Genomic DNA, 14,446 nt, shown 5'->3' with positions numbered 1-14,446 from the left:
TTGAATGAGTCAACACGTGTGTTATGATGTTGTTAAAAGTCACGCAGAATATATATTTTACAACCCCGTTGTATCCAATTCTATGATCATCTGTTCCAGTTTTTGCTCTCTTAATAAATAGCACATATAGATTGGAAGGTATGTTATAGCACCGTCTGTCTCCACGTTTCCAATTGATAAAACATATGCTTTTTCAAGATGATAATCCGGAACTTTCATAAAATTATCCAACGCTTTGTGTGATTTATAAGCCTTTCCCGATTTAACTTCAATTGGAACAACCTGATCATTCATTTCTATTGCGAAATCCATCTCTCCGATTTTCTGCTTTTTACAGAAATAAGGTTCGAAACCATTGGCAACCAATTGCTGTGCGACTGCATTTTCAAAATGAGCACCATTGTTGACTTCCCCGTTTTTATTTATCAGCTCAACTTTAGTTTCTGCCGGATAAGCGCTGGTCAGCAGACCGATGTCACTCGAGAAAAGTCTGAACACATTACTGCTCTTGCTCGCCAGAAGTGGGATTACCGGCGCATCTACATTATAAACAGGCAACGCCACGCCTGCATCTTTTAACCATAAAAAGCTGTTTTCATATCGATTAAATTTCAATTCTTTATCCAACATGGTAAATACAAATTTCTTATTTTGCTTATTCAGCTCAGCCGGAATAATCTCATATATAGATTTCACTTTTAACTTTTTGTCTTCAAGCTCATATTGTGAAAAATCTTCCTTATAAAGAGTTGTAATATCCCGTTGAACTTTATCGACTTCCCGAATATCCTTGGTATTTATATAAGCTTTGACAGCATCCGGCATTCCGCCGACAATAAGATACACAAAAAACATTGCCAGAAGCTTTTTGTGTATAAATTCATCCACCGGGCTGGAAGTTTTAAATTTATCCTCTAACATATTCAAGGTTGTTGCTGAGACATTATTTGCCACCATAAATTCTTCAAAATCCATGGGATACATTCTTAAGACTGTCAGATACCCGACTGGGGCAGAAGCAATTCCTTTAAGCTCCACACCCAGTAGTGAACCGCTCATGACATATTTATAACTGCCCTCATCTACCAGAAATTTTATTTTTGTTACTATTTCTGGGCATTTTTGAATTTCATCAAAAAAAACAACCGTTTCGTGCACTTTACAATCTTCGGGCATGATCATTTTCAGTTTAACCAGAAATTCTTCTGCACTCATTTCTGCATTTAGATAAGATACCATATCCGGTTGATCAATGAAGTTGACCTCAAACTTGGTATATTTGCTCTTTTCAATTTCGTTTCTTATAAGCCATGTTTTTCCAATCTGTCTTGCCCCAGTTACCAACAATGCTTTATTTGAATTTTCAAGCCATTCTCCAATAATTCTGGAATCTTTTCTATACATACATTCATACCTCCCAAATACAATTTAACCTATTTGCCCCGTTTTTTCAATTGCTATAAAGTTATTTTGCCCCGTTTTTATTATTTTATTTTAATAAAATGCCCCGTTTTAATTGCTGACCCGAATATTTGTTGTCATTGAAAGCTGTGGAGGGTATAATATCGAAATATAAGAGAATTTATAAATGACTTGGAAGGTAGTATTGTTATGAGAAAAGAATATGTTATGGGTAACGGAGCCATAGCCCTCGGTGCACTTGCGGCGGGTCTGAACCTTGTGGCGGGATATCCGGGAACCCCGTCTTCGGAGATACTGGAGACAGTAGCAAAATACCCGCACGACGGAGTCCATGTGGAGTGGTCGGTAAATGAGAAAGCGGCTATGGAGGTTGCCGCCAGTGCATCATACAGTGGAGCGAGAACGCTTGTGACCATGAAACAGGTGGGTCTAAACGTGGCATCGGATCCGCTTATGTCACTGGCATATGTTGGAATAAAAGGCGGAATGGTCATCGTGTCAGCGGACGATCCGGGCCCTATATCATCACAGACAGAGCAGGATACGAGGATGTTTGCAGACTTCTGCAGGATCCCGGTATTTGACCCGTCGACTCCTGAGGAGGCATATCAGATGATACAGGATGCATTTGACTACTCGGAGAAATACAAGACGCCGGTTCTGTTCAGACCGACAACCAGAGTGTGTCATGCATATGCATCCATAGAGGTAAAAGACGAGTGGAAGGCAAAGGAATATGAGGGATTTGTAAAGGATTCAAAGAGATGGGTCATCTTCCCGAGATTGTCATTTGCCAATCATGCCATGATAGAAAAAAGAAATGTAGAGATTGGGGACGACTTCGGCAGCTACTCCATGAACACGGTGGAGGGAAGCGGCAGCAAGGCGGTATTCGCATCGGGAATCAGCTACTGCTATGCAAAGGAGACACTCAAGAACGTGCCTGATGTGAAGCTGGTCCGTATAGCGACCCCACATCCGTTCCCTGAGCAGTTCGTGAAAAATGCGCTGGATGGGGTGACTGAGGTCATGTGTCTTGAGGAGCTCAGCCCATACATAGAGAATCAGATATTACGCCTTGCAGGCAAATACCATATGGATATAGATGTCAGAGGAAAGCAGACCGGGGATGTGCCGGCGAGCGGAGAGCTTTCTACCAACAAGGCTGCGGATATCCTGTGCGATTTCCTTGGCCTTGAGAAGACTTCCCAGGTGGATGTGTCAGATGCACCAGAGCTTCCTGTGAGACCGCCGGTGCTGTGTGCAGGATGTCCTCACAGAGCGTCATTCTACGCGGTAAAAAAGGCGATGGCCGGCAGAAAGAGTTATTTCTGTGGAGACATCGGATGCTATACACTTGGAAATGCCATGCCGCTTGACATGGTTGACACCTGTCTGTGCATGGGTGCCGGAATCACCATGGCGCAGGGCTTCCACTGGGTGGATGAAGATGGCGTGTGCTTTGCATTTGTGGGAGATTCCACATTCTTCGCGTCTGGTATGACCGGCGTGGTAAATGCAGTGTACAATGATGCAAATATGATCCTGTGCGTGCTGGACAATTCGACCACAGCCATGACGGGACACCAGCCACATCCGGGAACAGGACGCAACATGATGGGCCAGTTCGTGGACAAGGTGAGTATACAGAAGGTTCTTGAAGGAATCGGAGTGAAGAAGATAGTCACTGTTGATCCGCTTGATCTTGAGGCGAGCGTGGCAGCAGTTAAGGAGTGTGCGGATATCAGAGGTGTCAAAGCGATCATTTTCAAGTCGCCTTGTATAGCCATCACCAAGCCGTCTGGCAAGATGGAGATATCCGAAAAGTGTATACAGTGTAAGAAATGTATCAGAGAGATAGGATGCCCTGCGATAATCCTGAAGGATGGTAAGGTGGCGATAGATGAAAGCCTGTGTACGGGATGCGGTCTTTGTTCACAGATCTGTCCGGTGGGGGCGATAGGAGGTGCTTGCAATGAATAAAGATATTCTGGTCTGCGGAGTAGGCGGACAGGGAACGGTTCTTGCGTCCAAGCTCATCGCATCGGCTTATATGGCAAAGGGCGAGACGGTACATTCGGCGGAGACCATAGGAATGGCGCAGAGAGGCGGAAGTGTCACGAGCCATGTGAGGATCGGTGAGGCGTATTCGCCACTCATAGCCCAGGGCGGTGCTGACATTATACTTGCGTTTGAGCCTGCAGAGGCGGTGCGCAATCTGGCTTATCTGAAAAAGGGAGGAATCGTCATCACCAACAACGTCCCGGTGAAACCGGCGACTGACTCGCTCATGAATTCAGGCTACGAGGCGCAGCCGATGCTTGACTACCTGAAGGATAAATGCGATTGTATAGTCATGGACGGCGCGGCGATAAGCCGTGAATTTGGTTCGGCAAAGTTCTACAACATAGCACTTCTTGGAGTTGCAGCAGCCAGCGGCAGACTTGGACTTGACGAGGCGGATATCATTTTAGCTATTGAGAATGGAGTGAATCCGAAGTTTGTAGAGGTGAACAAGAAAGTATTTGAATATGCGATGAAGATGTAGTTGGCGATGGGCTGACCGAAGGGAAAAAGGAGAGTAAAAATTATGAAGTTAAATGACACACAGCTCAGTCAGGTGGACGCTCAGATAAAGAGACTTGTAAAGACTGACAGCTATTATGGTAAGAAGTACAGAGAACTTGGTATAACAGATGTGAAAAGTCAGGAGGCATTTGAGGAGCTTCCGTTTTCAAGCAAGGACGACCTGAGAAATGCTTATCCGCTGGGAATACAGGCTGTTCCGGATGAGGAAGTGGTCCGCATCCATTCATCTTCAGGAACAACAGGAAAGCCGGTCATCATACCTTATACAGCAAAGGATGTCGATGACTGGGCAACCATGTTCGCAAGATGTTACGAGACAGCAGGAGTGACAAAGAAAGACCGAGTGCATATCACTCCGGGATATGGCCTGTGGACAGCCGGAATAGGATTTCAGGCAGGTGCGGAGAAACTTGGTGCCATGGTGATTCCTATGGGCCCTGGAAATACTGACAAACAGTTACAGATGATGATCGATCTTGAAAGTACAGTTCTCACAGCAACATCATCATACGCACTTCTTCTTGCCGAGGAGATAGATAAGAGAGGGCTTAAGGATAAGATACATTTGAAGAAGGGCGTATTTGGATCAGAACGCTGGAGTGAGAAGAAGAGAAAGTATATAAAAGAGAAGCTTGGAATAGAGCTGTATGATATATATGGACTTACAGAGATCTATGGACCTGGTATCGGAATAAGCTGCGATGCCCAGAATGGAATGCACTATTGGGATGACTATGTTTATATAGAGATAATAGATCCGAAGACCGGAAAGACTCTTCCTGACGGAGAGGAGGGAGAGATAGTTATCACTACTCTGGTTAAGGAGGGGGCTCCGCTCATCCGTTTCAGGACACACGATATATCAAGGATCATTCCGGGTGAGTGTCCATGCGGAAGAAAGCATCCTAGACTTGATATCATCAAGGGCAGAAGTGATGATATGTTCAAGGTACACGGCGTAAATATGTTCCCAAGTCAGGTTGAGGAGCTGCTTGCACTTGTGGATGGAGTCCCAAGTGAGTACACCATAAATATAGCCCATGATGAGCCTGCCAATAAGGATATCATGTTGGTTACAGTCGAGGCCGAGGGACGTGTAGATTTTGAACAGACAGGACGTCAGATCAGAGATCTGTTCAAGTCAAGGATCGGAGTTACACCGAAGATTACTGTTGTCCCTGTTGGAACGCTGCCTAGAAGTGAGAAGAAGACGCAGCGTGTCATCGACCATCGTGAGCAGTAGGTGACGGACGGTGAGCACTATTGGAGAATGACGCATCTGAGTTTTAGTATGTCCAATCAGGGTCGCTCCCGCTTAACTTCGGCGCGTAGCGAATGCAATAGAGAGGGGCCCGCGTAGCGGGAAAGTTGGCTGTTGCGTGTAATAGAAGGGACCCACGAAGTGGGAAGTTGGCTATTACACAAGGACCGGCGGCCTCAAATTCCCTGAGTTGAACATACTAAAACTCAGATGCTGTCAACGATGGTTGTACAGGTGCTCACCTGTCTATGGAGAGGATATTTATTATATTAGATACCTGTAATGTAGTTGTATGAGACTAGAAGAATATGTGTTGACATATTTATATTTTAGAAGGGGTAGGAGTAATTAATTATGAATTCAACTGATATAATTTCCTATATAGTTGCGTTTTTACTTGGGGTGGTGTTGTTTACTCTGGCAAATGAGATCATACTCAAGCTGCCGAACAATGAGAATATTTTTAAGGGGAAGCCGAAGAGCTTTGAGAAGTTTTCTCCGAGATGTCTGTTCATACAGATCCTTGGTGGGGTGTTCGGAGTGCTTATGGTGTGGCAGTTTGATGTGAGCCTTGAGGCGGTTACGGTATTCCTGTTCTTTGGACTGCTGACTATCATCACATTCATAGACGCTGATACCATGGAGATACCATTTGTGCTGAATGTATGCATACTGGTGCTTGGAGTTATATCCATATTCACGAGAGGTGGATTTTCACTGACAGGCGGAGATCTCTCTCTTGTGAGCAGACTTATTGGAATGCTTTGCGTGAGTCTTCCTCTGTTCCTGATAGTGCTGGTTATACCGGATGGATTTGGCGGAGGAGATATCAAGCTCATGTTTGCCGCAGGATTCTTCCTTGGCTGGAAGGCAACCGTCATAGCATTCTTCATCGGACTTATCATTGGTGGATGCCAGGGCGTGATACTTCTTGCAAGGCGTAAGAAAGGCAAGGACGATCATTTCGCATTTGGCCCGGCGCTCAGCGTTGGCCTGATGATTGCGACATTTGTGGGATCACAGATGATGAACAGCTATATCAATATGATCAAGGCATCGTTTTATGCGTAGAGTGATGAATCCATGAAAAAGAAATAGTGCTGGTGTATAAGTGATAAAAAACTTATACATCAGCACTATTTTTTATGATAGTATTCAAATGTAATTGCCTATTGTATATTTTCCATGTGAGGGATATACTGTAAAGAGCGTGCAATTTAACGCGTTAAAGCTTTTAATTGAGAAAGAAGAGCAATTATTAAGAGAGGTTAGGAGTTACGATTATGCCAATCACAGATTACTTAGAGAGAAATGCCAGAGAATATGGAAATGATGTCGCTCTGGTAGAGATAAATCCTGATGTGCAGGAGACGAGAAGGGTTACATGGAGGGAGTATGAGCTCATAGAGTCGAATCCTACATGCCAGTACAGAAGAGAGATCACATGGAGCGTGTTCAACGAGAAGGCAAACAGATTTGCCAATCTACTGGTATCACGCGGAATCCAGAAGGGAGACAAGGTAGGTATCCTCATGATGAACTGCCTTGAGTGGCTTCCAATATATTTCGGAGTATTGAAGACAGGAGCCATAGTGGTTCCGTTCAACTTCAGATACGATGCGGAGGAGATCAAATACTGTGTAGAGCTTGCAGATGTTGACGTGCTTGTATTTGGCCCTGAGTTCATCGGACGTATAGAGGCTGTCGTTGACGAGATAGCTGAGAAGAGAATCCTCTTCTATGTGGGCGGCAATTGTCCTACATTTGCAGAGGACTATGACAAGCTGACATCCAACTGCTCAAGTGTATTCGAGAAGAGGGACATCAAGGACAGTGATGATGCGGCTATATATTTCTCATCTGGAACAACAGGATTCCCAAAGGCTATTCTGCACAACCATGAGAGCCTGATGCATGCGGCAAAGGTCGAGAATGTACATCACGGACAGACAAAGGATGATGTGTTCCTGTGTATTCCGCCACTGTACCACACAGGTGCCAAGATGCACTGGTTTGGAAGTCTGATAGTGGGCGGAAAGGCAGTTCTGCTCAAGGGAGTAAGCGCCAAGACTATACTTCAGACGGTAAGCGACGAGAAGTGTACTATAGTATGGCTTCTGGTGCCATGGGCTCAGGACATACTGCTTGCCATAGAGAACGGCGATGTACATCTTGAAGATTATGAGCTGTCACAGTGGAGACTGATGCACATTGGAGCACAGCCGGTACCACAGAGTCTTATAAAGAAATGGAAAGAGATATTCCCTAACCATCAGTACGACACGAACTATGGTCTTTCAGAGTCCATCGGACCGGGCGCTGTACATTTGGGAGTTGAGAACATACATAAGGTCGGAGCTATAGGCGTGCCGGGTTATGGCTGGCAGGCGAAGATCGTGAACGAGGACGGAACAGAGGTCGAGCAGGGCGCAGTCGGCGAGCTTATCCTCAAGGGACCGGGTGTCATGACCTGCTACTACAAGAATCCAAAGGCGACAGAGGAGTGCCTGAAGGACGGCTGGCTGTACACAGGAGATATGGCTATGCAGGACGAAGATGGATTTATTTATCTTGTAGATAGAAAGAAAGATGTTATAATCAGTGGTGGAGAGAATATCTACCCTGTACAGATAGAGAACTTCCTCAGCAAATACGAGAAGATCAAGGACGTTGCGGTCATTGGTATCGCAGATGCCCGTCTCGGAGAGATCACAGCGGCGATCATAGAGGTAAAGGATGGCATGACCTGCACAGAGGAAGAGATCAACGAGTTCTGTAAAGAACTTCCAAGATACAAGAGACCAAGGAAGATCATATTTGAGCACGTTCCGAGAAATGCTACAGGTAAGATAGAAAAGCCACTTCTCCGTAAGATGCACAAGAGTGAGAACCTTGTTGCAGCGGAGAACAACGCATAATATGCAGGATACTTGCCATAATACAGCACAGAAAGGACAAAAAAAGATGAAGACACCATTTATTACAAAGGCAAAGGCAGAGGAGATCATCAGGGAGATCCCTACACCGTTTCACATTTACGATGAAGAAGGAATCAGAGAGAATGCGCGAAAGCTTTACAAGGCGTTTTCATGGAATAAAGGATTCAAGGAGTATTTCGCTGTAAAGGCTACTCCAAACCCAACGATACTCAAGATCCTCAAGGAAGAGGGCTGCGGAACAGACTGTTCATCACTGACAGAGCTTATGATGTCAGATAAGATGGGATTTAAGGGCGATGAGATCATGTTCTCATCCAATGACACCCCTGCCGAAGAATTCGTGCTTGCGAAGAAGCTTAACGCAACCATCAATCTTGACGATTTCACACACATTGATTTTCTGGAGAAGTCAGCAGGAATTCCAGAGAAGATCTGCTGCAGATTCAACCCGGGCGGAAAGTTCTCCATATCAACCACCATCATGGACAACCCTGGTGATGCAAAGTATGGTATGACCAAGGATCAGATCATCGAGGCATACAAGATCCTCAAGGCAAAGGGCGTGAAGAGATTTGGAATGCATGCCTTCCTTGCCAGCAATACAGTGACAAATGAATATTATCCAACACTTGCAAAGATCCTGTTCGAGACAGCAGTTGAGATCAAGGAGAAGACAGGTGTAAAGCTTGACTTCATCAATCTTTCAGGCGGAGTAGGAATCCCATACACACCTGACAAGGAGCCAAATGACATCATGGTCATCGGCGAGGGTGTAAGAAAGGTATACGAGGAGGTTCTCGTACCTGCAGGAATGGGTGATGTTGCTATCTTCACAGAGCTTGGACGTTTCATGCTGGCACCTTATGGACATCTTGTTACAACAGCTATCCATGAGAAGCACACACACAAGGAGTACATCGGCGTAGACGCATGTGCAGTCAACCTCATGAGACCTGCCATGTACGGTGCATACCATCACATCACAGTCCTCGGCAAAGAGAATGAGCCGTGCGATCACAAGTATGATGTGACAGGTTCACTGTGTGAGAACAATGACAAGTTCGCTATAGACAGAATGCTTCCGAAGATCGACATGGGAGATATCCTTGTCATCCACGACACCGGAGCACATGGCTTTGCCATGGGCTACAACTACAACGGCAAGCTGAAGTCAGCAGAGGTTCTGCTCAGACCGGACGGCTCATTCAAACTCATCCGCCGTGCAGAGACACCTGAGGATTACTTCGCAACCATCAAGGATTTCTGGGATGTAGAGCTGTAACAGGCAGATCATAGATAAGCATAGAAAACCGGCAGTATATCAGTTGAAGCTCAACTGTATACTGCCGGTTTTCTAGGTGCATGAGCTGCGTTACACTGTCACCTCGAAGCAAATATAATTCTGTCCGGATATGGTTCGGTTATCCAGACATATCTTTCCCTCATATTCATCCACAAGTTTTTTCATGTTCGGAAGACCATATCCGTGATGCTGTTTGTCGATGGTCTTGGTTGTGTAGCCGTAGGTAAACATATTTCTTCTAAGATCAGAGCTCAACACAGGACCTTTGTTCATGGTACTTATGATGATCTGGTTCTGACTGCTGTCAAGAGACAGGGTGGCAGATCCCGGAGCATCTACAGCCTCCAGAGCATTGTCTATTAATATTCCAAGTATACGTATGATCTCATATTCGGGCATACAGCTTTTCAACGTATGCTGTCTGACTATCACATTCAGAGTCTTTCCGTTCTTTTCAGCATTGATCATCTTGCTATATATAAAACCGGCGACAACAGACAGATTGATGCGAAGCAGCTCAGACTCACGGTATTCAGATACCATATTGTCCGAATAGTTTATCAGGGCATTTTTCAGAGACTCATAATCCCTATAGGTGTATGGAAGCATTCTGACTGCCATCAGATGGTTATCAAAGTCATGCTGTTTGCTTCGCAGATCCTTTATCAGATCAGCCATCATAGGCTGATAGGTTTTAAAGCATTCCAGGTCGTGCTGCTGCTTTCCTATGGTTCGCTGCTGTCCCAGAATGATGATATCCGAGAGAATGACCACAACCGCAAAGCATGATATCACAGGTATATACACCGAGGTGTCGATGGTGCTGAATTTGTACAGCCCAGTCTCAATCATATACACAACGTACAAATGAATAGACAGGAATTTGATAATTCCACTGCCGCCCATGAAGGTTTGGAACACACGGTTCATAGGCGCATATCTGCACAGAGCCACTGAGATCAGAAATGAAAATACAGCACAGGAAATGGACAGGTATATCTCATTGTTCACACCCAGACGTGTCATACCCATGATGATAATGTCCTCAAGAAAAGCCGCATACAGATATTCAAGAATATACGCCATCAATACATAAAAATATCTGGTCTTCATAATATACAACAGCATGAGATAGGACAGCAGGCATAATGTCAGCCATCCAAATGCATTTGGGAAAATTAAGGAAACTGCATTCCCGAGTATAAGGTAAGCAGCCATTCCAATAATTGGGTGGCGCATATCCCGGAATTTTCTTCCGATGAGGGCAGATATAAAAATAACATCCTTCATTGTTTCCAATGTAAAGCATAGGAGATCAATTATAGAATTCGGCATTTCAAATACTCCTTATCATTGCTAAGCCTGTTCAACGTGTTTGTGCGCAGTTGTGGAAGCCTTAAGTCTGTGACCAAACTCTGTGGCATATTTGCGGCCAACCGGTATCCATTGATAGTCCGGTGTGTCAAGCGATACCATGGCGGTAACCTTGTCGTAGGTATCCACATGATGAAGGTTTACGATAAAGCTCTTGTGGCAGCGCGCAAAATACGATGGAAGAGAGTCCGCAAATACAGAGAGTCGTGTTCCTGTGGATATAAATAGTCCGGTGGTTGTGTGGACATGCATGTTTCGCAGCTCGGATTTAATGTATAGTATATTGTCTGGTCTGATCCTGGCAAGTACACCATCTCTGTCGGTAAGCTCTATTGGTTCCTCCCTGATCAGAGAAAGGTTCAGAAGCTTGGAGACAGATTCTATCAGATCCTGCTGTGAGTAGGGCTTGACCAGATAATCGTAGCAGTTGGTCTTGTGGATCGCTCTGGGAGCTTCGTTTACAAGAGCTGTCACGTACAAAATAGGAGTTGTCTGATAACGCGGATTCCTCCGCAATTGTTCTCCCAGCGTTATTCCGTCCTTATCCGGGTCGGCGCCAAGCTGTATATCCAGCAGAAAAAGCTGGATGCTGTGCGAATCTGCCAGAGCCAGAGCATCATCATAACAGGCGGCCTTCAGACATTCTATGTCGGGGAAGCTTTCTTCTATTATTTCTGCCAGACCATTTAATTGTGCCACATTGTCTTCAACTACCAAAGCTCTCATTATAAAAGACTCCTTCCTTCTATGTGTTGTATTTTAAACCATTACTTCAAAACGCACCAGAGTATCATCCAGAAGATAATCGTTTTCCAAATATATTTTTCCATTATATTTAAATACCAGACGCCTGAGATTGTAAAGACCAAGACCGTGCTTCTGACGATCACAGGTCTTGGTGGTATAGCCTGCCGTGAAAAGCTTTGCTCTGATCTCGGGTGTTAGCAGAGGACCTTTGTTCAGAGTGGTGATGATGATTCTGCCGTCCCGGCTATCCAGGTGCAGAGTCATACTATCGTGCTCAGATATGGCCTCCAGTGCATTGTCGATGAGTATTCCCAGAACCCTGACCAGCTCATATTCAGGCATCCGGCTCTCGAGCAGATAGCTGTGAACGACAATATTCAGCTTTTTGTGCGCCTTTTCTGCCTGCTTTTGTTTGCTGTATATAAACCCGGCGATCACGAACATGTTGATTTTCAGAAGCTCGGTGGTTCTGTATTCGGATATAACCTCATCTGAACTGCTGATAAGAGCCTCCTTTAATGAACTGTAGTCGGTGTGTGTATATGGAAGCATTCGAATACCGGTCAATATATTGTCAAAGTCATGCTGCCTTCCCGTGACGTCCTCAATCAGATCATCCATCATAGGCTGATAGATGTTGTAATTTGCCAGATCGTGCTGCTGCTTGCTGATGATCTGTTGCTGGCTGAGGATTACTATGTCGGTGATGAGTACTATCACGGTGAAAAATGAGATGAGGGGGATATATATGATTGTGTTAAATGTGCTGTATTTACGCAGTCCCAGCTCAAGCATGATTATCAGAAAAACATGTATTACAAGGTACTTGGATAAAAATTTGCCATTAATCAACTGAGAGTAGAAGCTATGGAATGGAAGTAGCCTGCATATAGCACAAGCAATAGAAAAAGTAATCAGGGAGCCTGCGATGGAGGAGGCTATCTGATTATTAAAATTCACTCTGTAAAATAACAGAATTATAGAATTTTGAATAAGAAGGATAAAAGTGTGTGATATGACGAAGGCAATTAGAGAATTAAATATAGTCGTATTTAAGATAAAAAGAGTCGTTAAATAGGCTAGTGAACATAAGATGATCCACCCAAGCGCACCTGGAAACAGGGATGAAAAAAAGGTTCCCAAACAAAAGTATAAAATTGCACTTATCACAGGATGTCGCATTTCTTTTATATGTACTCCGGCAATGGATGAGAGCATGATGAGATCATATAAAATTTCAATAATATAACAAAAAGAGTCTACGATATGATGTATCATGGCAACCTCCATAAAGATAATATATTTGAAATATTATACAAAGCCAATTTATACCGCGTCAATTGTCGTTTATGACATGATAGATACCGTTCATAACAAATTAAGTAAAATATATTGCAATCTAAGTAGTTGTATGATAAAAGAAAAGTGGAGGTGGTCGAATAGATAATCTAAACAACAAGTTGGGAATATTATTAACACAGATTCTGCTGGGCAGAAAATACAGAAGCGATGAGGATCGTGATGTAAAAATACAATATTCTATACTGCTTCTTATTGACAAGGTAGAGAAATATTTAATTATTTTGGGCCTCTTTTCAATGTTGGGACACGTTGATATAGCAATAATAATAGGCTTGACAATAGAACTTACAAGAAATTATCTTGGCGGTATACATATGAAAACATGGTATGGCTGTACAGCGGTGACTGTATTGTTTTGTATCGTGGTGTTAGCATGCGGAGAAAATATTATATTGTCAAGCAAACTGCAGAATTCATTGTGGGTAGCGGAGATAGTAGTTATAGCATTATTTGCGCCTATACCATCAAAACAGAGACCTAAATATAATCAACATAGAAAAAATATGATAAAGGCTCGTGGTATAGCAGGTGTGCTGATAATTGGAGCGGTGAGTCTTGGGGTGAAATCTTACAATAACTATATTGTATGGATATGGTTGTTGCAGATTATAGAAGTGATGATATTAAAATTATCATCTCTGATAAAAAGAAATAAATAGGGGGTGACAATGCGTGACGCAGAAGAGGGTTAGAAATATGCTGTCGGACATACTTGAGAATATGGCAGAAGATGTGATTAGACTGACAGGATGTTTCGGTGCATGGGGAGAGATAGAACTCCCAGAGTGTCTCAGGAATATCGATTCGCAGAAAGAGACAAAGTAAAATATCCTGAAGAGTTGAGCTTCAGGATATTAGAAATATCAAGACAATCATTTGCTGGAAAAATCTTGATAAGCGGATTGTACTATCAGGCACAGAAAAGTACAATAGCAAAATTGTTAAAAGTGGCAAAAGTGGAGTAAAGACCGCAGATAATTAATTAGGAGGGACAAAAGGTTATGAAGAAGTCAATGAAAACAAAGCTTGCGATGTTTGCTGTCGCAGGCGCAATGGCGGTGTCAGGAACAGTGGGAATTGCAGCACCGGCTAAGGCGGGTAATACAACAAATGATGAGTTTAAATATAACAGTAATTCGCCAGCTGGAATAAGCAGATGGAGAGATAAAGAAAATGCCACAAAGGTATATATATATCCGACTACAGGACCTGTAGTGGACTATAGAGTACAGGGAAAGGCTGGAGTTACAGGCACGGCTAATTATAGATCTGCATACGTGACCATACCAAGAGGCGTAGAGGCAAGTGTAACGAATTATGTATATGAAAACGACGAGAATTACGCCAGACTTCGCATGACGAGAAGATCAACAGTAACAGGTAAAATTACATCGGGATGGTGGAGTCCAGATTCTACGAAGGTATATACAGTATATCCTAAATAGATGA

At 43.8% G+C, this 14,446-nt stretch carries 13 protein-coding genes; 9 read left to right on the top strand and 4 right to left on the bottom strand.

The window, feature by feature from the left end; all coding sequences use genetic code 11:
* Positions 1-57: 57 nt before the first annotated feature.
* On the bottom strand, positions 58-1,404 hold the full coding sequence (locus tag DW025_RS07195) for an ATP-binding protein (RefSeq protein WP_119999366.1): 1,347 nt from the start codon (positions 1,402-1,404) through the stop codon (positions 58-60).
* Positions 1,405-1,611: 207 nt separating this feature from the next.
* Between DW025_RS07195 and iorA the strand changes: the two genes are divergently transcribed.
* The 6 genes from iorA (at position 1,612) to DW025_RS07165 (ending at position 9,493) form a co-directional block, all read left to right on the top strand.
* Positions 1,612-3,405, top strand: a complete 1,794-nt coding sequence (gene iorA / locus DW025_RS07190) for an indolepyruvate ferredoxin oxidoreductase subunit alpha (protein WP_207666805.1) — start codon at positions 1,612-1,614, stop codon at positions 3,403-3,405.
* The gene (locus DW025_RS07185) at positions 3,398-3,970 is read left to right on the top strand and encodes an indolepyruvate oxidoreductase subunit beta (protein ID WP_119999364.1); all 573 of its coding nucleotides are present in this window, start codon (positions 3,398-3,400) and stop codon (positions 3,968-3,970) included. The genes iorA and DW025_RS07185 overlap by 8 nt, the downstream gene beginning before the upstream one ends.
* Positions 3,971-4,012: 42 nt before the next feature.
* Positions 4,013-5,254, top strand: a complete 1,242-nt coding sequence (locus DW025_RS07180) for a phenylacetate--CoA ligase family protein (RefSeq protein WP_119999362.1) — start codon at positions 4,013-4,015, stop codon at positions 5,252-5,254.
* A gap of 372 nt (positions 5,255-5,626) precedes the next feature.
* Positions 5,627-6,343 (top strand): prepilin peptidase, encoded by a 717-nt coding sequence (locus DW025_RS07175; protein ID WP_119999360.1) that lies wholly within the window; start codon positions 5,627-5,629, stop codon positions 6,341-6,343.
* A gap of 212 nt (positions 6,344-6,555) precedes the next feature.
* The gene (locus DW025_RS07170) at positions 6,556-8,190 is read left to right on the top strand and encodes a class I adenylate-forming enzyme family protein (protein ID WP_015534358.1); all 1,635 of its coding nucleotides are present in this window, start codon (positions 6,556-6,558) and stop codon (positions 8,188-8,190) included.
* A gap of 46 nt (positions 8,191-8,236) precedes the next feature.
* Positions 8,237-9,493, top strand: a complete 1,257-nt coding sequence (locus DW025_RS07165; protein WP_117549817.1) for a diaminopimelate decarboxylase — start codon at positions 8,237-8,239, stop codon at positions 9,491-9,493.
* Positions 9,494-9,583: 90 nt separating this feature from the next.
* On the opposite strand, the gene DW025_RS07160 is transcribed toward DW025_RS07165, so the two are convergent.
* From DW025_RS07160 to DW025_RS14830, 3 genes are read right to left on the bottom strand one after another with little or no spacing between them, the layout of a single operon-like run.
* Positions 9,584-10,849 (bottom strand): sensor histidine kinase, encoded by a 1,266-nt coding sequence (locus DW025_RS07160; RefSeq protein WP_118757947.1) that lies wholly within the window; start codon positions 10,847-10,849, stop codon positions 9,584-9,586.
* A gap of 21 nt (positions 10,850-10,870) precedes the next feature.
* On the bottom strand, positions 10,871-11,614 hold the full coding sequence (locus DW025_RS07155) for a LytR/AlgR family response regulator transcription factor (protein WP_022217447.1): 744 nt from the start codon (positions 11,612-11,614) through the stop codon (positions 10,871-10,873).
* Between the two features lie 33 nt (positions 11,615-11,647).
* Positions 11,648-12,430 carry a sensor histidine kinase gene (locus DW025_RS14830; protein WP_165854762.1) on the bottom strand — a complete coding sequence of 261 codons (783 nt, stop codon included), beginning with the start codon at positions 12,428-12,430 and terminating at the stop codon, positions 11,648-11,650.
* A 665-nt stretch (positions 12,431-13,095) separates the two neighbouring features.
* Between DW025_RS14830 and DW025_RS07145 the strand changes: the two genes are divergently transcribed.
* The 3 genes from DW025_RS07145 (at position 13,096) to DW025_RS07140 (ending at position 14,442) form a co-directional block, all read left to right on the top strand.
* Entirely contained in the window at positions 13,096-13,656 is a 561-nt protein-coding gene (locus tag DW025_RS07145) for an accessory gene regulator B family protein (RefSeq protein ID WP_165854761.1), read from the top strand.
* 13 nt (positions 13,657-13,669) lie between these two features.
* Positions 13,670-13,822 (top strand): hypothetical protein, encoded by a 153-nt coding sequence (locus DW025_RS14825; RefSeq protein WP_156332998.1) that lies wholly within the window; start codon positions 13,670-13,672, stop codon positions 13,820-13,822.
* 176 nt (positions 13,823-13,998) lie between these two features.
* Complete coding sequence (locus DW025_RS07140) at positions 13,999-14,442, top strand: hypothetical protein (protein ID WP_055146110.1); 444 nt, start codon at positions 13,999-14,001, stop codon at positions 14,440-14,442.
* Positions 14,443-14,446 lie beyond the last annotated feature (4 nt).

Source organism: Coprococcus sp. AF38-1 (assembly GCF_003603945.1).
GTDB classification, from domain to species: Bacteria; Bacillota; Clostridia; order Lachnospirales; family Lachnospiraceae; genus Coprococcus; species Coprococcus aceti.
Note: the sequence above shows the minus strand (reverse complement) of the source record. Positions and strands in the feature narration are given on the sequence as shown.

Bases quoted from the DNA above. Each gene is read 5' to 3' on its own strand.
- DW025_RS07140 (WP_055146110.1), top strand. From the start codon at position 13,999: ATGAAGAAGTCAATGAAAACAAAGCTTGCGATGTTTGCTGTCGCAGGC.
- DW025_RS07160 (WP_118757947.1), bottom strand. From the start codon at position 10,849: ATGCCGAATTCTATAATTGATCTCCTATGCTTTACATTGGAAACAATG.
- DW025_RS07170 (WP_015534358.1), top strand. From the start codon at position 6,556: ATGCCAATCACAGATTACTTAGAGAGAAATGCCAGAGAATATGGAAAT.
- DW025_RS07180 (WP_119999362.1), top strand. From the start codon at position 4,013: ATGAAGTTAAATGACACACAGCTCAGTCAGGTGGACGCTCAGATAAAG.
- DW025_RS14830 (WP_165854762.1), bottom strand. From the start codon at position 12,430: ATGCTTGAGCTGGGACTGCGTAAATACAGCACATTTAACACAATCATA.
- DW025_RS07175 (WP_119999360.1), top strand. From the start codon at position 5,627: ATGAATTCAACTGATATAATTTCCTATATAGTTGCGTTTTTACTTGGG.
- DW025_RS07165 (WP_117549817.1), top strand. From the start codon at position 8,237: ATGAAGACACCATTTATTACAAAGGCAAAGGCAGAGGAGATCATCAGG.
- DW025_RS07155 (WP_022217447.1), bottom strand. From the start codon at position 11,614: ATGAGAGCTTTGGTAGTTGAAGACAATGTGGCACAATTAAATGGTCTG.
- DW025_RS07185 (WP_119999364.1), top strand. From the start codon at position 3,398: ATGAATAAAGATATTCTGGTCTGCGGAGTAGGCGGACAGGGAACGGTT.
- iorA (WP_207666805.1), top strand. From the start codon at position 1,612: ATGAGAAAAGAATATGTTATGGGTAACGGAGCCATAGCCCTCGGTGCA.
- DW025_RS07195 (WP_119999366.1), bottom strand. From the start codon at position 1,404: ATGTATAGAAAAGATTCCAGAATTATTGGAGAATGGCTTGAAAATTCA.